The following is a 19,171-nucleotide window of genomic DNA, read 5'->3' on the forward strand; positions in this document are numbered from 1 at the left end:
TGGGGAGCGTGCATTCTGGGCGTGTGGGCGATCATCGCCCCCTGGGTCGTCTCCGGCAACGTCGCCACCACCAAGACGATCATCAACAACGTCGTCACCGGGGCGATCGCCCTGCTGCTGGCCCTGGCCGCCAGCGCCGCCGCCCGAGCGGCGGAGTCGTCCGAGAGCCGGCACGGAAGGAACCCGATGTGAGGTGTGGTGCGTGCCGGCGCCCCGACCCACCCGCACCCCGGTGTGTCCCGCCGGCGCCGGCAACGTGGTGAGCGGCCTTCCGCTCAGCACCTTTGACCGCCTGCGCGACCTCTCACCGGTGGGCAGCCCCACCGGGCACCGCGCGGCCCTGGTGGTGACCGCGGCGGCCGCGGTGGCGGGCGCCGTCGTCGCGCCGGCCCGGGCAGTCCGGCGCTCCGCGCACCGCTGACGCGCGGGGGCCGGCCCGGCCGGGGCAGGAGTTCCCCACGCCGGGAGGCGCCCCGGCACGGGGGTGGGGAACGGCAGCCGCTCCCCGCGTGCGTTTCGCCTGCCGCTGCCCGCCGGTCAGCCCTACGGCGGGGCCCAGAGGGCGGCACCGGGAAGGCGGGCTCCCTCACGTACCGCCGGCTTCCGCGACCAGGCGGACGACGGCGTCGAGGCCGCCCTCGGCCAGGGCCCGGCGCTGCCGGTCCGCCCCGGTGCCGTGCCGCAGCAGGCGGTGGACCCGTGGGGCGACCTCGCGGGTGTCACCGGCGGCCGCCAGCGCGGGGCCGACGTGGTGCAGCAGCCGGCGGACCACGTCACCGGCGCGCACACGCCGGCCGTCCGGGTCGACCAGATCGCCGCCGAGCCCGTGGCGGGCCGCCTGCCACATCGCCGCCTGCATCAGCTCCGGGCCCGGTTCCGCCACCGGCCCGCCGACGCTCGCCCCGTCCAGCGCGGTGTCGACCAGCGCCCGCACCAGCCCGGCGAACATCACGGCCTCGTCCGTGCCCAGTTGCACGTCCAGGCACCGGATCTCGACCGTGGGATACCGCTCGGACAGCCGGGCCTGCCAGTAGAGCTGCCCGGCGTCGACGATCACGCCCGTGGACAACAGCCCCCGCACCCGCCGGTCGTAGTCCGTCTCGTCGGCGAAGTGCGGTGGGAGGCCGCTGACCGGCCAGCGGCCGAAGACGACGGTGCGCCAGCTCGCGAATCCGGTGTCGCGGCCCGCCCACAGCGGGGAGTTCGCCGCCATGGCGGTCAGCGTCGGCAGCCACACCCGCACCCTGTTCAGCACCTGCACTCCCGTCCGCCGGCTCGGGACGGCGACGTGGACGTGCATGCCGTTGACCATCTGCTCGGCCACCAGTTGCGGCGCCTGCCGCTGCATGGCCCGGTACCGGATCCGGTCGGTGACCGGGGCGGGCGCGTCCTCCCGCAACGGCGGCGTGGCGCTGGTGATGATCCGGCAGCCGTGTGTCCGCGCCGCTCTGGCGACGGCGTTGCGCAGTCGCGACAGATGGCCGCCGACCTCGGGCAGCGTGTGGCACACGGGGGTGGCCACCTCCACCTGCGCCTGGAGCAGTTCGGGCTGGATCTCCCGCGGGGTGACGAAGGGTTCCAGGCCGGCCGCGGCGCGCACCTTCTCCGCGTCCGCGGCCAGTCTGCCCGTCACCGGGTCGACCAGCAGGTACTCCTCTTCGACACCGACCGTCGTCATCGCCGGCCCTCCGTTGCCGCCGCTGCACCGCCCTGCGAGGAACAGGTGCGCTTCCGGCGGGCGGACGCCTGTGGTCAAGGCACCCGGTGCCGCTCGTTCTCCTGGTGGGTGCCCCTCGTACGTGCCGCGGGCGCGCGACGCGCAAACCTGGCCCGCTGCCGTTCAAGCCATGCGCCGCCGGGCCCGGATCACCGGCCGTGCACGGGGGCGGCGTCCGGTCGTGCGCCGGAAGGGACGCGAGCGGCGGGGGGAACCAGCGGGACTGGCTTTCGCCGGGCCGGGTAGCCGGCAGGACCGGGACGCGCCACCTGTTCGCCGGTGAGTGACGGCGCAAAGCCGCGTTCCCGTCCCCACGCCCCGGCCCGAGGGGAACACCATGACGACGGAGTCGCCGGCCCTGCCGGTGGCGAGCGGGTGGTCCGGCAGGGTGACCGTGGTGATCGCCACCCGCAACCGCCCCGGCCCGCCCCCGGCGGCGCCGCGCGGCACGGCGGCCGGCGGGCCGCTCGGCGGGGTCGGGGCCCGCCCGCCGGGCCGCGGGGTTCCCCGGCCCGGGGGCCGCCTGCGGGAGCACGTCGGGCCGGGGACGGGGCTCCCGCAGGCGGAGGTGGCGCGCCGCTCAGCCCTTGCTCATGACCTTCTGGACGGTGTCCCTCGTGCGGTCCACGAGGGCCGCGACCGGCCCGACGGTCACGTTGGCGGCGGCGGACTCGACCCCCGGGTGGGGCCGGGTCGGGGCCATGGCCTCGGCTGCCTTGACGGCTTTGGCCATGGCGGCGAGCGTGGTGACGTCGACGCTGCGGCGGATGTGGGTGAACTCGTAGCGCTCCTCCGCGCGAGCGTGCTCCTGGACGTCCGCGCGCAGGGCCCTGAGCGCGGGCAGGAAGCCGGGGTCGTCGGTGTCCATGTCGTCGAGGGCCGCGAGCGCTTCCTTGGCCTTGCGCTCCTCGGTGAGGCGGTCCTCGACCACCTGCCCGCCGCCCGGCAGCGTGCGCCGGGCGAAGGGGTGGACGACCTCCTCCTCGGCGGTCTCGTGCACGGCGAGCAGCCGCACGAGACGGCGGAAGGCGGTACGGCGCGCTTCGCCCCCGCTCTGCTCCACCTCGTCGAAGAGGTTGCGGATGTCGCCGTGCTGCCGCATGAGCAGGGCGACGACGTCGATGTCCCCGGCCCGGTCCTCACCGGCCTGAGGGGTGTGCAGCTCGGTCATGTGCGGCCGTCTCACTTCTCCCGCATGGCGGGGTCGGGGTGCTCGCCCTCGGACTGCAGGCGGTACTCGCGGCCGAACATCGCGTCGTGCTCGGCCATGACCCGCTCGCTCGGCGGCTCCTCGCCCCCGTGGATCTGCTCCTGCATCCTCTCGAACCGCTCGTGCGCCTCGCGCACGTACCCGGCGCCGAGCGTGGTCAGGTCCATCTGCGTGTCCAGCAGCTCGCGCAGGTACTGCTTGTTCGGCTCGAAGGTGAGCACGTTCGGCAGCTCCGGCGCCAGGACCTCCTTCGGGTCGCGCCGGTCGTGACGGCGCATCAGGTCGCAGGCGAGGTGCAGGTGCTCCAGCTCCATGTTCAGGTGCAGCTCCCAGATCGCCTTGACCTTGGGGTCGCTCTCCTGCTCCATGAAGGAGTAGTACAGGTAGCACTCGTTGTACTCGTGGTTGACGAGCTGCTCCCACCACGTCTCACCCGGGTCGACCAGCGACTCGTAGTGGGTGACGTGCTCCTCCTCGATCAGCCCGATCTCCTGGTAGAGCCGGCGGGCGATCGGCTCCATGTAGGTGGGGCCGGTGTTCATGTAGAAGTTCATCGTCTGCTGCTCCGCCGACATGATCGTCAGTGCGTGCAGCTTCGACAGCGGGTTCGTCGTGTCCTTGTCGTACGGGTCGCGGACGTTGTCGACGGGGTTGCGGTGGTGGTACTTCGTGGGCCGTCCCGGCATCACCTCGGTGAGGTTGTCGACGATCGTCTCCGCCTTGCGGTGCTCGATCATCTCGTACAGGTTGGCGTACCGGTACAGATGGTCGAAGTCCTCCAGCACGCCGAACTGGTACGCCTGCTTCAGGTACGGGTCCGGCTCCATGCGCGCCACCCACGCCGTCAGGTCGACGGCGACCTGCTCGTAGGCGATCGTCGTCTCCAGAACCGAGGAGACCCCGGGCAGCAGCCAGTTCACGACCTTCTGCTGCTGCGCCTCGATGTAGCGGGTCCTGGCGAGCTGCCGCTTCACCTCCATGTCGGCCGTGTTGCGGGCGAGCTGGTGGCTGAAGAGGATCGCCTCCACCTCGATGCCGTTCATGGTGATGATCCGGCAGCGGGTGTACGGGTCACAGCGGTCGGGGTCGATCGGCTGGACGTTCAGCTCGCGCCAGCTGCGCAGCTGACGGTCCAGCGGGATGCCCCGCTGCTCGAGTGGGTTGAAGGTCATTGGGGGGTGCCTCCCGGGGGCAGGGCAACTCGTGCGCCGGCGGGTACCCCGCCGTGGTCGACGAGCACGGGTCTGCCCCCGAGTCTGTCCACGGCGGAAGGATTCCGGCCACCGCTGGGGCTGGGAGCGCGCGTGGTTCCCCCTGGCGGATCAACCAGGATGCCGTCCCGACCGGCAGATGACCTGACCGAATCACGGCGCCCCTGGGAGCGGACGGACGTCCGTGCGGCGCACGCCGTACCGAACCCGGCGAGGAGGATTCTGCCCGCAGCCCCGCGGACCGAGGCCGCCACACCGCCGGTCGGGCCATCAGGTCGACAGGGAGACACGGATGACGCAGGGTTCACCCATGTCTGGTCATTCATCCACGTGGCTGCCGGCCGGTTACCGAAGCAGGCCGGCGACCACCGCCGACGCCCCCGCGGTCCGCCGCCTGGTCACCGCGTGCGAGTACGAGCTCCACGGCCGTGCCGCGACCGGCTCCGACCGCACGGCCGCCGATCTCGGCATGCCCGGCCTGGACCTGGAGTCCGACGCGGTGCTCGTCCACGACCGCGGTGGCGAGCTGGCCGGCTGGGGCTGGGTGAAGGGCCGGCGCGCCACGGCCCATGTGCATCCCGGTCACACGGGGCGGGGCCTCGGCGGTGCGCTGCTCGCCTGGACGGAGACACGGGCCCGGCACCTGGGCAGTGACCGGCTCGCCCAGACGGTGCCCGACGACGACCGTGCGGCGATCGCGCTTCTGAGGTCCAGTGGGTACTCCCGGCTCGTCACCGAGTGGCTGCTGGAGATCGCGACGCCCGTCGAGCCCGAGGTGCCCGAGCCGCCGGCGGGTGTCACGGTCCGGGCCTTCCGCGCCGGCGACGCGCAGGCGGCGTACCGGCTCACCGAGGACGCGTTCGACGAGTGGCAGCAGCGGCGGAAGACCTATGACGAATGGGCCCGGCACACGGTCGACCGCGCGACGTTCGCGCCCGAGGCCTCCCCGGTCGCCTTCGCCGGCGGCCGGATGGTCGGCGCGGTGCTGTCCCTTGACGTCCCCGGCGACGAGGAGGGGTACGTCGAGCGGGTCGCGGTCCGCCGGGACCAGCGGAACCGCGGGATCGCTCGCCTGCTGCTGCGGGAGGCCTTTCGCACCTTCCACCGGAAGGGCAAGCGGGGCTGCACGCTGTGGACGCACTCGGACACCGGCGCGCTGGCGCTGTACGAGCGCATCGGCATGACGGTCCGGCGCAGTTCCACGGTCTACTGCAAGGCGCTCACCACCGGGTAGCCGGGACCGGGCGGGTCCGGTGGGGCGTGCGGCTGGTTGCGCGATCGCCGCGGGGGCCCGCGGGGACATCCTCGCCGACGTGGACACGTGACCGGGGCGGCCGCCGCCGACCGCACGTCGCCGCCCGCCCGCCACCACGCCGACGTCCGCCCGCCACCACCCCGTACGGGCCGTGTCCCCCTCCTCTGCCGTGGGAGGCCCGTGCACCACCCACGCGTCGCGGCGACGTGGCCGGGTACTCCCCTTGCATGGGCCCTCAGCAGCACTCAACGGGGACGCGGCACCCCACGGGCCGCCCGCGCCGGACCGGTCTCGCGCCTCGCGTCACGGATCTCCCACGGCAGCGGAGGGCCGGATGACGACCGGTGGGACGAGGGCGGCGCGGATGGTCGCGGAGGCGGCAGCGGGCGCACGGGCCGAGGAGGTCCCGCAGCGGGTGTGCGCGGCGGTGTCCAAGGGCCTCGGTGTGGACGGCGCCACGCTGTCGCTGCTCACCGACACCCCGTCGCGGCAGTTGGTCGCCGCCTCGAACGACGACGCGCTGCTGCTGGAGGAGGTCCAGTTCACGGTCCTGGAGGGCCCCTGCCTCGCCGCGGCGCAGAGCGGGGAGACGGTGGCGGTGGACGATCTGTGTCACGAGCTGACGCCGTGGCCGCTGTTCGGGGCGACCATGCGGGAGAGACTGCCGCACGTGTGCTCGGTGTACGCACTTCCCCTCTTCTTCGGCGACTACGTCCTCGGATCGGTCGACCTGCTCGCTCTCCGCCCCCACGCGCTCGGCGCGGAGGCGCTGGAGCAGGCGTCCGAGGTGGCCGACGCGGTGTCGGCGGCCCTCCTGGGGATCCGCGAGACGCTTGTCACCGGGACCCGGGCCCCGGCGTGGGAGCCGGAGGAGGTCGTCCGGGCGCACTGGTTCGACACGGCGCGCGCCATGGCGGCCCTGGTCTCCCGCCAGGGGCTCAGCCCGGAGAACGCGCTGGCCCTGATGCGCGCGGAGGCCTTCCGGACCGGCAGGTCGCTGGCGGACATCACCAACGACATCCTGCGCCGGCCGCCCACTGCGTCATGAGTGCGCCGCCGCAGCCGGCCCCACCTCCAAACGTTCGCCCGACTCGGCCTGCGGATGCCTCCGAGGCCACCGCCGCGCCGCACACCCCCGCTGCCGACCCGTCCGACCTCACCGCCGGCCGCGAAGGGACCGACCGGGCTCTGAGCCGCGAAGACGCCGACGGGGCCTCGAGCACGCCGGGTGGCGGTGGGCCTTCCCACCCACCGGCCGTGCCGGTCGCCCCGACGACCATGGGTATCGCCGTGCGTCGGCGCGGTGCGGCGGAGGCTCTCGGAGAACGGATGTCACCGCCAGTGCTCCGACCGGAAGGTCCACCGGGGCGGTAGCTTCGCTCGATAGTCTGCACGGCGTGATCGACTCATATGCGAGCTCCGACGACGCCGCAGTCGCGATAGCCGGGGCGCGGGCCGGCGCGGACGTGGTCCGCGCCATATACGGTCAGCGACTCGACCGCATCGACAAGGGTGCCGGGGACTTTGCCACCGCCGCCGATGTGGAGGCCGAGAAGGCGATCCTCGGCGTCATCCGTGCCGCACGGCCCGATGACGCGGTGCTCGGCGAGGAAGGCGGGCAGCAGGGCTCCGCTGACGCTCTGCGCCAGTGGTTGGTGGATCCCCTGTGCGGCACGCTGAACTACGCCGTCGGCAACATGCTGGTGGCCGTCAACGTGGCGCTGCGCGATGGGGCGGCGGCCGTGGCCGACCCGTTCAGCGGCGAGGTCTTCTTCACCGACGCGGCGACCGCCTGGGCGCGGCATGACGGGGCCGACGACACACTGCTGACGCCCACGCCCGCCAGCCGACTGGTGGACGTCAACCTGGATCCGCCGTTCCCGAGTGCGCCGGGATTCCGGGCTGTGGAACTGCTGGCCCACCCTGGGTTCATCGAACGTTTCCGGCCGCGCGTCGTATCCACGACGCTGGCGCTGGCCTGGGTGGCTGCCGGCAAGCGCGCCGCGTATGTCACCGATGGCGGCGACCTCTCCAGGAGCGTGCATTTCGCGGCCGGCATCGCTTTGTGCCGGGCTGCCGGCTGCGTTGTCACCGGGATCGACGGTGCCCCGATGGGGGAGGCAGGTCGTGGGCTCGTGGTCGCCGCCGACGACGAGACCCACAGGCTGCTGATGTCGATGATGCGCTGCCGACGCTAGTGCTGTGACCGCATGGGTTCTCGTCGGGCTGGGCCAGGCTCCGGCCTGGAGGGGCCGGCCTGCCGCCCCAGCGGATGGCCTTCTCACTACGGATGAGGGCAGAATCACGTAGATCGGGGACCCGTCGGGGCGGGCGGCACGGATCGACTTCAGCGCGGCCAGGGTGTTCGCGGCACCCTTCTTGCGGCCGGCCGAGGCCGGCAGCATCATCGCGCGCCGGTAGCGCACCGAACTGGTACTGCCCCGACGCACGATCTGCTGCGGCTTCTGCCCCTCCTGGTCGGTCAGTCCGCGCACACGGACAGGCTCTGCCACCACACCCCCAGCAGCCGGACCGAACGTCGCCGTACATCCAACCGCCCGGACGGTCGCCCCGGCGAACCTTCCCGGTCAGAGCACTGGTCGCAGTGCGTCCTCCGCCCGGGTCCGGTGCGGCTCGCTCAGGTACGGCAGGCGCAGCAGCAGTGTCAGGCACTCGGCGGCCGCGGGCTCGGCCGACCCGGCGGCAGCCCCGGCCACTCTGCCGGCACGGCTCGCCGCATAGGTCAGGGTCGCTTCGGCGAGTTCCTGGACCTCGGCGGGAGACAGGTCCGCGCGCGGGAGCAGTGCGGCGATCACGGACCCGGCGCTGCGGCGGTGTGCGTGCCGCCCCAGCCAGGTGAAGGCCGCCGCTCTGGTCCGCGCGAGCTGGTCCTCGACGAGATCGTCGCGGCCGAGCAGTGCCCGCATGACGAAGACCGTCTGCCACAGCGCGGGGTCGTGCTCCAGCCATGCGACCGCCCACTCGCGGGCCTGCTGCGCCTGGGCGGTGCCCGGCTCGGTGCGATCGAGCAGCGGTGGCAGGACGTAGCTCGCCGAAGGAGAAGTGGCGTTGTGACGCAGCCACGCGGTGGTGTGCGTAAGGGTCTGCTGAGTCTGGGTGGCGTTCAGCCGGGAATGCGTGAGCACGGACGGCAGCAGCAGGCATGCGTTGGGCGCGGTGGCGTGGTGCCGCAGCCACAACTCGGCATAGCCGAGAGCCAGCTCCGCGGCCGGTCCGGTGGTCAGGCGCGGATGGATGAGCAGCCGGCGCAGCAGGTCGGCGGCGTCCTGTTCGGTGTGGTGGATCTCCAGCCACCTGGCAGCCTGGTCCACGACGGCGGGGAGGTCCTCGGCAGGCAGCGAGACGAAGCGCACGAGGAGCCTGAGCACCTGTCGGGCATCCGGCCGGTCCCCGTGCCGCTCCAGCCACCGAAGGGAGTACCGGACCGACGTACGGGCCTCCTCGTCCGACACCGACCTGCGTTTCAGCAACTGCACCAGTACCTGCTGCGCGGGCTCGTAGGAGTCACCGTGCAGGGAGAGCCACTGCACCGACAGCCGTGTCGCCTCGGCGCTCATCTCCGGCGGGAGATGCTTGGAGGAGATCAGCGCAAGCAGCGTGTGGAAGATGTCCGGCGTGGCGATGGACATCCGCGCGGCGTCCATGGCAAGTATGGCGAGCCGCCGGTCACCCGTCCTGATTCCGCTGTTCTGGAGCAGGTACCCCACGCCGAGACGGGCCTCAGGGGTGGTGGCGTTGTGGGCCAGCCAGGTCTTGGCCGCGGTGAGGACGGCGTCGCGCAGGCCGTCGGGGAGAGCCTTGAAGGCGAAGGTACGGCCCAGCAAGTAGAACGCACCAGGCTCGGCGCTGTTGAGGGTCAGCCACTGGACGACGAGACCGGCGGCCCGTCCGGCTTCCTCGTCGGTCAGTTCGGGCCGGGCCAGCAGTGCGCGCAGCACGAAACTGGCGCTGGCCGCGGTGGTGACGAGACGAAGGTCGGCGAAGCTCAGGGCGATGGTCCGGCGGGCCTGTTCCTCGGTGAGGTCGGTGCGGGACAGCAGCGGGGCGAGGGCGTGTCCGGCGATGCCGGTCTCCTGGTGGAGGGCGGCCCATTCGAGCGCGACGTCGACGGCCCACGTGGCCTCGGCCGGTGAGAAACCGGGGTGTGAGATCAGGGGGCGCAGCACATGGCCGGCCGCGGGCACACTGGGATGCTCACCCAGCCACGCCATGGCGGAGGAGAGCAGGAGGCCGGTCTGCTCGGAAGCGAGATCGGTGCGCTGCAGCAGGGTCTCCAGCAGGAACCGGGCCTCCGGCACGGTCGGGTGACAGGCCAGCCACTGGACGGCACGGTCGACGGCCTCCGCGGACTCCTCGCCGGTCAGGTCGGGCCGGGCCAGCAGTGCGGGCAGCACGAAACTGGCGCTGGCCGCGGTGGTGACGAGACGGAGGTCGGCGAAGCTCAGGGCGATGGTCCGGCGGGCCTGTTCCTCGGTGAGGTCGGTGCGGGACAGCAGCGGGGCGAGGGCGTGACTGGCCATGCCGGTCTCCTGGTGGAGGGCGGCCCATTCGAGCGCGACGTCGACGGCCCACGTGGCCTCGGCCGGTGAGAAACCGGGGTGTGTCAGCAAGGGACGCAGCACATGGCCGGCCGCGGGCACACTGGGATGCTCACCCAGCCACGCCATGGCGGAGGAGAGCAGGAGGCCGGTCTGCTCGGAAGCGAGATCGGTGCGCTGCAGCAGGGTCTCCAGCAGGAACCGGGCCTCCGGCACGGTCGGGTGACAGGCCAGCCACTGGACGGCACGGTCGACGGCCTCCGCGGACTCCTCGCCGGTCAGGTCGGGCCGGGCCAGCAGTGCGGGCAGCACGAAACTGGCGCTGGCCGCGGTGGTGACGAGACGGAGGTCGGCGAAGCTCAGGGCGATGGTCCGGCGGGCCTGTTCCTCGGTGAGGTCGGTGCGGGACAGCAGCGGGGCGAGGACGTGTCCGGCCGTGCCGGTCTCCTGGTGGAGGGTGACCCATTCGAGCGCGACGTCGACGGCCCACGTGGCCTCGGCCGGTGAGAAACCGGGGTGTGTCAGCAAGGGACGCAGCACATAGCTGGCGGTCGGGGCGGTGGAGTTCGCGTGCAGCCAGGTCATGGCGGAGCCGATGACGAGGTCGGCGTGGCCGGACGGGAGGTCGCCGCGCTGCAGCAGGTGGCCGAGGAGGAAGCTGGCCGAAAGCAGGGCGGGGTGCCGGGTCAGCCATTGGACGGCGAGGTCCAGGGTCTGCCGGGTCTCGCTTCCGGTCAGCTCGGTTCGTGCGAGTGTGGCGTTCAGTATGTAGTCGGCTTTGTCGCTGTCGAGGTGGGCGGCGCTCCACCGGATGGCATGCTCGATGATGCGCCTGGTCTCGGTATCGGTGAGATCGGTGCGGACCAGGACCCTGCGAAGGAGGAACGAGGCGTCCAGGGTGAGGCCGTGCCGGTCCAGCCAGGCGACGGTGAGACCGACGACGTCCCGGACCCGCTCCTCGCCGAGGTCGGGCCGGTTGGACAGCGCCCTCAGCACGTTGTCGGAGAACTGGCTGACGATGTGTTCCCTCAGCCACTCCACGGCCAAGGACTGGAGGCGGGCGTTGTCGTCGGGGTCGAGGTCGGTGCGGGCCACCAGGGGCAGCAGGAGCAGGGCAGCCCTGCGCGTCAGCCTGTGCTGCTCCAGCCACGCGAGGCACATGGCGACGGTTTTCCGGACCTGCTCCGGGGAGCGGTCCGGGTCGGTGAGCAGGGGACGCAGCACGAAAGAGGCGTCGGGGAGCGTGCCGTGCAGGGACAGCCATGCGGCGGCGTACTCGACGGCCGCCCGCCGCTCGGCCTGCGGCACGTCGGTTCGTCGCAGCAGCGTCTCGATGACGTAGCCGGCTTCCTGACGCCGCCCGTGGGCGGCGAGCCAGCGCTGGGCGATGGGGGTGAGAAGGTGCCCTTCTCCGGCGGGCAGGTTGCGGAGTCCGCGGTACAGCAGGTGACGGGCTCCCACCCGGTGGCTGTATCGGTCGAGCCAAGGGGCCACCACCTGCTGCCAGGTGTCGACGACGGCCTGGGACCACGGAGGGCCGGAACACAGGGCACCCAGCGCGTAGCTTCCGACGTTGGCGTCGGTCAGCATCAGGCGGCCGATCGCCTCGGCGTTGCGGGTGAACCACGCGTCGAGCGTGGCGGCGATGGCGTCGGCACGTGAGGCGTGGGCCAGGTCGTGCATGAGCCGGCCCAGGTGGGTGGCGTAGCGGCCGACGGTGCGCGGGTGGGTGAGGGCGCCTTCGAGGAGGGCGGTCGTGCGTATCCGGTCGGGGCGGGCGTTGCGGCCGGGCTTGATGACCGATTCGACGAGCTGGTCGCACACCACGTCGTGTGCGACGGCCAGGATCTCGCCGTCCTCCTCGGGTTCCAGCCAGCTGAGGTCGAGGAGGGTGTCCACGATGGAGTCCGCGTCGGCGGGATCCTCGCCGGCTTGGGCGAGGGCGGCCGCCGCGGCGGCGACCACCTGGGGGCGGGACTGCGGGCAGGCGGCAGCGGCGGCGGCCGCCGCGACCAGGTCGGCGGAGGCGGCGACCTGGCGCAGCGTGTGCTCCTTGCGTGCGACGGCGAGGTCGTCCTCCTTCAGCCGGTTCTCCAGCCATTGAGCGAGGTCGCCGTCGGAGCGCAGGCCGGTCGGGCGAGGTGTCGGCAGGCCCTTCACGACCCGGCGCTCCAGCTCCCGGGCCACCAGCAGGGTGATGATGGGGCGGCGTCCGCAGATTTTTCGCACGCGGTCCATACCGAGCCGCGCCGCGGCGGTGGGGGCGAGCTGGTTGAGGGCGTTGTCGGCTATCGCCCGCTGGAAGTCCTCGTCCTGCCGGAGTTCCACCTCGTCGAACAGTTCGTGGAGCCGGGAGGTGTCGGCCTTCTCGAGCCAGCCCGGGCGGACGGAGGCCAGCAACGCCACCTGGATGCCGAGCCGTTGTGCCTCGGGCAGGAGCCGGTGGCGCAGGGCGGCCAGGTCGAGCGAGGACTCCTCGTCCTTGATGCTGATGTAGTCGTTGAGGTAATCGATCACCACCAGGGCGGGGCCGGTGCCCGCGAGGACCTGCTGGCTGATCTCCCCGGTGACCGAGACGTCCTGGCCGGATCGGACGTGGAAGACGCGCCACTGCTCTTCGGGGGCGGTGGCGATCCGGCCGACCTCGATACCGGTGCGCGTCTTGCCCGTTCCGGCCGCGCCCACCAGCAGGATGCCGCGGTCCGGGCGGTTCTTGAGGCGTTCGAACAACTGCCGGGGATCGGCCCGGTGGCCGGCCCCGGGCGAGACGAACGGCAGGTGCTCGGTGGTGAGGTACTTCTTGAAGCCACCCAGGCCCTCGACAAACGCGCGCTGTTCCACGACGGCGGTGAGCCGGCTCCCGGCCGCCTCCGAGGGTGCGGCGCGGACCTCTGCGGGCGGCCGGGCGGTGACACCGGTGAACGCCCGGTTGACCAGTAGGGGAATGCGGTGACCGGCGTCCTGGCTGAGCAGTTTGGGCGCGGGGACGGGATGGCCGTCGACGCGGCGGCCCCTCAGTCGTTCCCGCAAGGTGTGGTGCACGTCGGCGGCCAGGAGGTGCGGCTGCTCCTCGCCTCGGCGGTTGTCGGGAAGGGGGCCGGTGAGCCCCTCACGGAGGACTCTCACCAGTTCGAGGGTGAACAGGCTCCCCTCGGGCAGGCAGAGGGACTTCTTCGTTCTCGCGGCGGAGGTGAGGACGCAGACCCCGTCGACGTCGAAGGCTGCCGTGGGCACCTCGGCGGTCCCGTCGTCCATGGGCAGGGCGGCACCGCTGTGGCAGCAGTCGATAATGATGATCTTGTGCTGTGCGGGAGAACGGGCCACGTACTCGCCGATCCTGGCGTACTCGATGGACCGGTGGGGCCGTAGCGCGTCCGACCTCTTGGTAGCCAGGTACAGGGTGCGCTGGTCCCGGGCCATATGACCATGGCCGGCGTAGTAGACGAGGAGAAGCCCGCGCGCCGCGGCGGCCGCCTGCTGCACCGCGTCGAGGGCGTCGAGCGGGTCGCTGTCGGCGGGCAGCAGCACGCACTCTTCGTCGGTCATGGCGGCGACGTCCGGGGCGAGGAGCTGCTCGCGCAGAGCCAGTGTGGTCAGCCGGACACCGTCGAGGCTGCCGAAGGTGTCGTACTCGTGCACGCCGAGGAGGACGGCACGGGATTGCGCTGCGGCGACGGGCGGCGACGCGGCAGGTCCGGTCATGACGGGGAGGAAGCCTCGTTCTGGCCGTCCCCACTCTCCAGTCGCCGCAGCAGGGCGGCGAGTTCGTCGGCGCTCAGGTGGCCGACGTCGACCGTGACGCTCCCGTGCCGCAGAACACGGGCGCCGTCGCCGTCACCGTCGCCGCTCTCACGGCGAGCCAGCCGCCAGGTGGCGTAGGCGACGGCGAACGAGCCCAGGTCGGTGGCGTTGCCAAGGACGATGTCGAGAGCCTCCAGCACCCCCATCGTCGGACCCTGCCCGGAGACCGGCGTCACGGCGAGCGACTTGGTGTCCGGGTCGTCCGTCAGCCAGTCCTGCAGGTCTATGAGAGCCTGCTCGTCGGCGTCGTCCTCGATGCGGATGCGGATGCCCATAGGTGCCTGCCGTTCGTCGGGGACGGAGCAACTCAATTGGATATTAAGTCATCTGGACGTGCCTGAGCGGATCTGATGTGAGGGCGAGGAGCCGCCCGGGACTCAGCCGTCGAAGCGGGCGCGAGCCGGTGCCCTCCCCCGTCCGGCGCTCTCTTACAACCAGGCGAACGCCTCACGATCCCCCTCGCGCACGCGGCGGCGCACATCGTTCTCTGAGTTCCTCGCGACCACTTCTCTCCACGCCACGCGAGGAGTTCCTGTGGGCTGCGTCACGTACGGGCGGGGCCTCCGCATCCCGGCGGCGATGAAGGCGATGATTCACCGCGGCAGGCGCTCGTCGCCATCACCCGCAGCCGCCATGCTCCGGGACAGACTGCTCCGCTCCACCCTGACTGGAGGTCAACTCGGTGTTCCCCGCACGGATAGTCGCCGGTCCTGTGTCGGCTCTGGTGATTCTCGCCCTGTCCGGCTGTTCTTCCCACTGGGGCTGCACCGACACGACTGCCGAGCGCGGTGAGGCCGGTGCCAGGGTGCAGGTCGAGGACACGTCTGGGCGGCCTCTCGGCGTCACCGCCGAGGTCGTCGACTGGCGCCTCGAGCCCCACCCGCAGGTGCCCTCCGGAGGTGACCAGGTCCACTTCCACTACCGCTTCGACGGCGCCGACGAGAGATCCGGCCCTGCGGTGGACGCCTGCGCGGTCGACAAGGAGCGCGTGGCGTTGGGGTGTCAGACGGTCTATTCGTCTGAGGCCTTCGGACCGGACGGTGGTCTCACGGGCGACGACTGGCTCGCCGTCCAGCACCCTGAACAGGTTGCCGGAGTGCTGTTGGTCCCCAATGACCAGTCCTACGACGGACGAACCTGCGAGCAGGACATCAAGGACGGCGGAGGTCCGCACCCTCCGGAACCGGCCGCCATGGGGGACCGGCTGTAAGCCGTAGTCCCGTTGGTGAGACGACCGGTCGCAGTTGGGTGTCGCGACGAGGGCGGTGAAGCCGTCCTCCCGCACCCGGTCGAGTAATTGTCAAGACTCGCGGATCAGTTGACGCGGATAACTCCACGTTCTACAAATCAGTCTTGGCAATAGCGGTCTTGATCGCTGCCACTAGGACAACCCAGTGCTCGCGAGGAGGAAGGCAGTCCATGCTGTCGATGTCTTCCTTCAGATCCGGGAGGGAAGAGAAGGAGCGGCCACGACGAAGGATCCTAAAGGTGCCCTTGAACCAGCGGTGCTGGTACAGCACCTCGGCGATTTCGGCGAGCGGGATCGTGGTGCTTCTGCCCCGCTTCGCCGGAGGAGCGGCGATGCTGAAGGAGAGCCTGACGTTCTCCCCATCGAACACCGTCCAGCCATGACTTCCTTCGGCGACATATGGCTGTGAACCTGAGTGGACAAACGCGTGGGTGTGGGCACTTGCCTCTACGATGCGCCTGCCGATCTGTTCAGATACAGCCGCAGCCTGTTTCTGGGCGTCCGGCCTGATCAGCAGGCTGTTCAGATCCTCCCAGGTAGTAACGTGATCTACCAAGGGCTTGAGAAGGTCAGCGCCCTCGCGCACCGTGAGACGCAGCGATTGTTGTCCGACGGGAGACGTGAGATCCAGCTGAACTCCTGTCAGGGAGGAATACGGGTATCTGCGACTGCCCAGAGTTGCTCTCAGACTTCCTTGTTCCTTCCTGTTGTACGCGATCTCCACGTGGTCTTCGTAGGCGGTGACCTCGCCGTCGAAGCCCCGTACCGTGGCGGGCCTGTGAGTGACAGCGCCGGTTTGTGGGTTCTGCGTTCGGACCGCGAGGGGTACCTGGGAACCGTCGGCATATACCTCGAAACGGCATGGCCAGGTACTGCCGGAAGGTCTTGTCAGACCATCTGCGAGCTCTGATCGCCAACGGTCGATGACCCGCTTGCGTAGCGACGTTTCCAGAGCCGACGTCCGGGAAGACCAGCCAGTGTTGAAGACGAGGGGTTCCAGGCTCGGTGTACCGTCCATTTCGAAGCGGACCGCCGCCCGGATAGCTCTTCTGTCGTACAGCGACAGCATGGTGGGCCATTCAGGCAGTTCGCGGTGATGGAAATAGCCTCGCGCACGTGCCCGCTGCCGGAATCTCTCATAGTGGTGACCGTCCCCGCACACGATGATCAATAGCCGCTCCAGGGGAAGGTCCGCTTGCACGTGCTCGTACTCCCAGTCCAGCCCGCCGGAGTCGCCGGTGGTGATGACCACGAGCGACGCCGTGTGGATGAGTTCACTGGCGACCTTCTTCCATCCACTGCCACGCTCGCGGTAGTAAACGCGCTTCGCTCCGAGTTGCGGTAGCGCGTCTGCGGGGTCCCCGATCGCGACCACAGGCGCGACATCGGACAGTGCCCGGACCAGGAGTTCTTCCTCGCTGAGCTTCGGCATGTTCAGAACAGTCAACTGACCGTGCGGCAGCATGCCACGGGTGCGACTATCCACTTCGAAGCCGCGCAGGTAGAGGATGAACGGCGCCTCGGCAACCACCAGGTCGGCAGACTCAGCCAGTTCCGTGATCTCCTGAGCAGTCCTGAGCCCCCACCGCCGGCCCTGTTGACGTAGACGGAACCCCACACCCACCAGCGCCATACAGGGATACGTCATCCAAGCGTGGTCGTGGAAGAACCCGTAAACGATGCCCAGCGACGACAGCAGCATCACGGTCCGCCCCGTGGCGACGAGCACTCCTGCTCTCATCGGGCATCCTCCGTGCGGGACACTTCTCCCTGCGCGTCCTCGGACCACTTCGCCATCCAGCCTTCGTTCTGCACGGAGATGACGTGCTGGCACTGGGTTACGAGTGCATCGTCGCTCTCCGGCGTCCGCTCACGCATAGCTGCCCATTGCGAATGCAGAAACTCCAGTTCCGCAGCGGTGCGGGAGAACTCGAGCTGCAACGCTCCCGCTGTGCTCGTGGGGCTGGGATGTCCTGTGGCGATCATTCGGTGTCGCCGGACCGGTCGGTGTTCTCGGGGCTTTTGTCCGCCCGCGTCGGCAGCCCCGGCCGCCGACCGCCGCGATGGGCCCAGAGGTCACCGAGGATGACCTGGATGACGCCGGTGACGGGAATCGCCAGCAGGGCACCGAGGATCCCGGCGACTTCGGTGGCGATCAGGATGGCCAGCAGCACGGTGAGGGGGTTGAGCTTGACGGTCCGGGACAGGACGACCGGTTGCAAGAGGTGGTTCTCGACCTGCTGGTACACGATGAAGAAGACGATGGCTCCGATGCCGGCCGGCAGGGAGTGGACGAACGCTACTGCGGAAGCCACCACCGCCCCGATGGTGGCACCCACCAGAGGAATGAGGTCGGTCACGGCGACGAAGACAGCCAGTAGACCGGCGAACGGCACTCCGGAAACCTGCAGCATGACGAAGGTCAGGAGCCCGCATATGAAGCTGATCATCAGGTTTCCGGTCACGTAACCGTTGACAGTTCGGGCGCACGCGGCACCGACGCGGCGTATGCGGGCCGCGGGCTCCTCGTCCACGAGGGCCAGCGATCTGTCTATGACCTTGGGGCCCTCCAGGACCATCAGATAAGCCAGGACGAAAATCGTGAGAGCCCCGGCCGCGGTACTCGCGGCACCGCGAATGAATCTCAGGGCGGGCGTGCTCAGCCCCGCAGCGAACGCTTGGATCTGCCCGTGATGCCGCTGGACGTACTGCAGAACGTGAATCCGCTCCAGCAGGTGGCCGACGGGCCCGCGGCCGGCTCGGACGTCCCTGATCATCGCGGGCAGCCGATCGGCGAACCTGCTTCCCTCCTGAACCAGGGGAATGACGAACAGGGCGATCACCGCGGCGACGGCTGCTGCAGCAGCCAGGAAGACCAGCAAGGTGGCCACCGACCGTCGGCACCGCGGCACCCGTCGCTGCAGCGCCGCGACGGCCGGGTGGAGGGAGACGGCCAAGAGCAGCGCGACCACCGCCCAGATCAAGACCCGGCGAGCGTGAACCACCAGCTCGAGTACGACGTAGGTGGCGAGCACTAGCCCGATGGTGGCGAGGATGGTTCGCACCGGAACCGGACGCGACCCCATGCCCACCGAGTGCCCAGCCGCAGTGACGGGAAACGAGGGGGCGGCGCCGGCACCCATCGCTGGGCCGCCGGTGACGTCCTGAGCATCCCGGCCGAGCGGGGCCGCGAAGCACTTCGAGGGCTTTGCCTTCCTCACCCTCGACCACTGGCCCGATGGCTGATGCCGTGCAGTGGGAGAGGTGGCGGGCCTTCTGCGTGAGCGCGCTTCCGTGACTCATTCACATCATCCCGATCCGCGCCGTCCGACCCCGGAGCGCGCAGGGTGGGGAAGCGACGCCGGCCCGGCGGGTGCGGAGGCGTTGCGGGGACCGGTCCGCGGCTCGGTGGACCTCACCGGCGGTGGCGGGCCGCCCACGCACGCCCCAGGTGCGGATGCCCGGAGTGCGTTGCACGCTGGTGCAGTAAGCCGTAACCGTCGAAGGAAGTGTCGTGGTGGCGGTGGCCGCAGGTGCAATCGCAGGAGCGTCGGCCCGGTGGGGGACGGCGCCGTCAGCCGCAAGCCTGATCGCTACAGCCCTGCTGTCGTCGGTGATGTGGGCCGGGGCGATGTATGCGGCTCCGGTGAGCGCCTTCCTGATCGGCTCAGGCGGCTGCCCCGAGCCCTTGCGTGAGGGATCGCTATTGGCTGCTACCCCGCGGCGCCCCCGTTCCCCGCGCATCCGCGCCCCCAGCACTGATCGGCTGGCGCGGTGAGCGGCGTTCGGGCCAGCTTGTTGCTGCTCGGGCGGCAGGTCAGCTGCTGGAGGCGCTGCGGGATGCCCGACGCAGCGCTCGCCACCGGGCCGCCCGGACGCGTCCGGGCGAAACCCGGGCGTCGACTCGTACGGGCCGACCCGGTGCCGGTGACGAGGCTGGACATCAGGACCGACTCGTCGCCGAGTTTCACCTCGTGCACATCGGCGTCCGCCCCCGGGCGCCTGCCCGGGCTGTGGGTCAGGCGTCGATGATGACGGGGATGATGAGGGGTTTGCGGCGGTGGGTGCGAAACACCCAGTTCGCCACGGCGCGGGCGAGGAGCTGTTCGAGTTGGCGCGGGTCCCCGACGCCTTCCTCGGCGGCGGTGGCCAGGGTCTTCTCGATGAGG

14 protein-coding genes and 1 pseudogene are annotated in these 19,171 nt (G+C 70.8%); 6 read left to right on the forward strand and 9 right to left on the reverse strand.

All coding sequences use genetic code 11. The features are described from left to right. Window positions 1–192: SPW repeat protein (locus ACWDNY_RS28200; protein ID WP_451648622.1), on the forward strand; the 192-nt coding region annotated here is incomplete at its 5' end. Between the two features lie 10 nt (window positions 193–202). Continuing rightward, a complete protein-coding gene (locus tag ACWDNY_RS28205) occupies window positions 203–421 on the forward strand; it encodes a hypothetical protein (RefSeq protein ID WP_451648623.1) in 219 nt (72 codons plus the stop codon). A gap of 165 nt (window positions 422–586) precedes the next feature. Here ACWDNY_RS28205 and ACWDNY_RS28210 read toward each other — a convergent pair whose 3' ends face one another. From ACWDNY_RS28210 to ACWDNY_RS28220, 3 genes are all read right to left on the reverse strand, one after another. After that, window positions 587–1,678, reverse strand: a complete 1,092-nt coding sequence (locus ACWDNY_RS28210; protein WP_451648624.1) for a carboxylate-amine ligase — start codon at window positions 1,676–1,678, stop codon at window positions 587–589. A gap of 619 nt (window positions 1,679–2,297) precedes the next feature. Continuing rightward, window positions 2,298–2,888 carry a hemerythrin domain-containing protein gene (locus ACWDNY_RS28215; RefSeq protein WP_451648625.1) on the reverse strand — a complete coding sequence of 197 codons (591 nt, stop codon included), beginning with the start codon at window positions 2,886–2,888 and terminating at the stop codon, window positions 2,298–2,300. An 11-nt stretch (window positions 2,889–2,899) separates the two neighbouring features. Further along, the gene (locus ACWDNY_RS28220; RefSeq protein WP_451648626.1) at window positions 2,900–4,099 is read right to left on the reverse strand and encodes a hypothetical protein; all 1,200 of its coding nucleotides are present in this window, start codon (window positions 4,097–4,099) and stop codon (window positions 2,900–2,902) included. A gap of 349 nt (window positions 4,100–4,448) precedes the next feature. Between ACWDNY_RS28220 and ACWDNY_RS28225 the strand changes: the two genes are divergently transcribed. The 3 genes from ACWDNY_RS28225 (at window position 4,449) to ACWDNY_RS28235 (ending at window position 7,591) form a co-directional block, all read left to right on the forward strand. Further along, complete coding sequence (locus tag ACWDNY_RS28225) at window positions 4,449–5,372, forward strand: GNAT family N-acetyltransferase (protein ID WP_451648627.1); 924 nt, start codon at window positions 4,449–4,451, stop codon at window positions 5,370–5,372. Between the two features lie 355 nt (window positions 5,373–5,727). Continuing rightward, window positions 5,728–6,441, forward strand: coding sequence for a GAF domain-containing protein (locus ACWDNY_RS28230; RefSeq protein ID WP_451648628.1), 714 nt, complete (start codon window positions 5,728–5,730; stop codon window positions 6,439–6,441). Between the two features lie 349 nt (window positions 6,442–6,790). Next, on the forward strand, window positions 6,791–7,591 hold the full coding sequence (locus tag ACWDNY_RS28235) for an inositol monophosphatase family protein (protein ID WP_451648629.1): 801 nt from the start codon (window positions 6,791–6,793) through the stop codon (window positions 7,589–7,591). Between the two features lie 186 nt (window positions 7,592–7,777). Here the strand turns inward: ACWDNY_RS28235 and ACWDNY_RS28240 are convergent. The 3 genes and pseudogenes from ACWDNY_RS28240 to ACWDNY_RS28250 form a co-directional block, all read right to left on the reverse strand. Then, window positions 7,778–7,906: pseudogene (locus tag ACWDNY_RS28240) on the reverse strand (IS630 family transposase); the annotation flags it as partial. A gap of 75 nt (window positions 7,907–7,981) precedes the next feature. Continuing rightward, a complete protein-coding gene (locus ACWDNY_RS28245) occupies window positions 7,982–13,654 on the reverse strand; it encodes a caspase, EACC1-associated type (RefSeq protein ID WP_451648630.1) in 5,673 nt (1,890 codons plus the stop codon). Further along, a complete protein-coding gene (locus ACWDNY_RS28250) occupies window positions 13,651–14,028 on the reverse strand; it encodes an effector-associated constant component EACC1 (RefSeq protein WP_451648631.1) in 378 nt (125 codons plus the stop codon). The genes ACWDNY_RS28245 and ACWDNY_RS28250 overlap by 4 nt, the downstream gene beginning before the upstream one ends. Before the next feature lie 407 nt (window positions 14,029–14,435). On the opposite strand from ACWDNY_RS28250, the gene ACWDNY_RS28255 reads away from it, so the two are divergent. Then, window positions 14,436–14,963: a hypothetical protein gene (locus ACWDNY_RS28255; protein WP_451648632.1), complete on the forward strand. Its 528-nt coding sequence runs from the start codon at window positions 14,436–14,438 to the stop codon at window positions 14,961–14,963. A gap of 130 nt (window positions 14,964–15,093) precedes the next feature. On the opposite strand, the gene ACWDNY_RS28260 is transcribed toward ACWDNY_RS28255, so the two are convergent. From ACWDNY_RS28260 to ACWDNY_RS28270, 3 genes are all read right to left on the reverse strand, one after another. Further along, a complete protein-coding gene (locus tag ACWDNY_RS28260; protein ID WP_451648634.1) occupies window positions 15,094–16,704 on the reverse strand; it encodes a DUF4429 domain-containing protein in 1,611 nt (536 codons plus the stop codon). 280 nt (window positions 16,705–16,984) lie between these two features. Next, window positions 16,985–18,037 (reverse strand): AI-2E family transporter, encoded by a 1,053-nt coding sequence (locus tag ACWDNY_RS28265; protein ID WP_451648633.1) that lies wholly within the window; start codon window positions 18,035–18,037, stop codon window positions 16,985–16,987. A 983-nt stretch (window positions 18,038–19,020) separates the two neighbouring features. Then, window positions 19,021–19,171 (reverse strand): hypothetical protein (locus ACWDNY_RS28270; RefSeq protein WP_451648635.1); only part of this gene is annotated, 151 nt, incomplete at its 5' end.

Source organism: Streptomyces sp. NPDC003697, from assembly GCF_053587115.1.

What these genes read in the sequence shown, in the direction of transcription:
- ACWDNY_RS28260 (WP_451648634.1), bottom strand. Translation starts at nt 16,704, where the DNA reads ATGCTGCTGTCGTCGCTGGGCATCGTTTACGGGTTCTTCCACGACCAC.
- ACWDNY_RS28210 (WP_451648624.1), bottom strand. Translation starts at nt 1,678, where the DNA reads ATGACGACGGTCGGTGTCGAAGAGGAGTACCTGCTGGTCGACCCGGTG.
- ACWDNY_RS28220 (WP_451648626.1), bottom strand. Translation starts at nt 4,099, where the DNA reads ATGACCTTCAACCCACTCGAGCAGCGGGGCATCCCGCTGGACCGTCAG.
- ACWDNY_RS28230 (WP_451648628.1), top strand. Translation starts at nt 5,728, where the DNA reads ATGACGACCGGTGGGACGAGGGCGGCGCGGATGGTCGCGGAGGCGGCA.
- ACWDNY_RS28215 (WP_451648625.1), bottom strand. Translation starts at nt 2,888, where the DNA reads ATGACCGAGCTGCACACCCCTCAGGCCGGTGAGGACCGGGCCGGGGAC.
- ACWDNY_RS28245 (WP_451648630.1), bottom strand. Translation starts at nt 13,654, where the DNA reads ATGACCGGACCTGCCGCGTCGCCGCCCGTCGCCGCAGCGCAATCCCGT.
- ACWDNY_RS28225 (WP_451648627.1), top strand. Translation starts at nt 4,449, where the DNA reads ATGTCTGGTCATTCATCCACGTGGCTGCCGGCCGGTTACCGAAGCAGG.
- ACWDNY_RS28250 (WP_451648631.1), bottom strand. Translation starts at nt 14,028, where the DNA reads ATGGGCATCCGCATCCGCATCGAGGACGACGCCGACGAGCAGGCTCTC.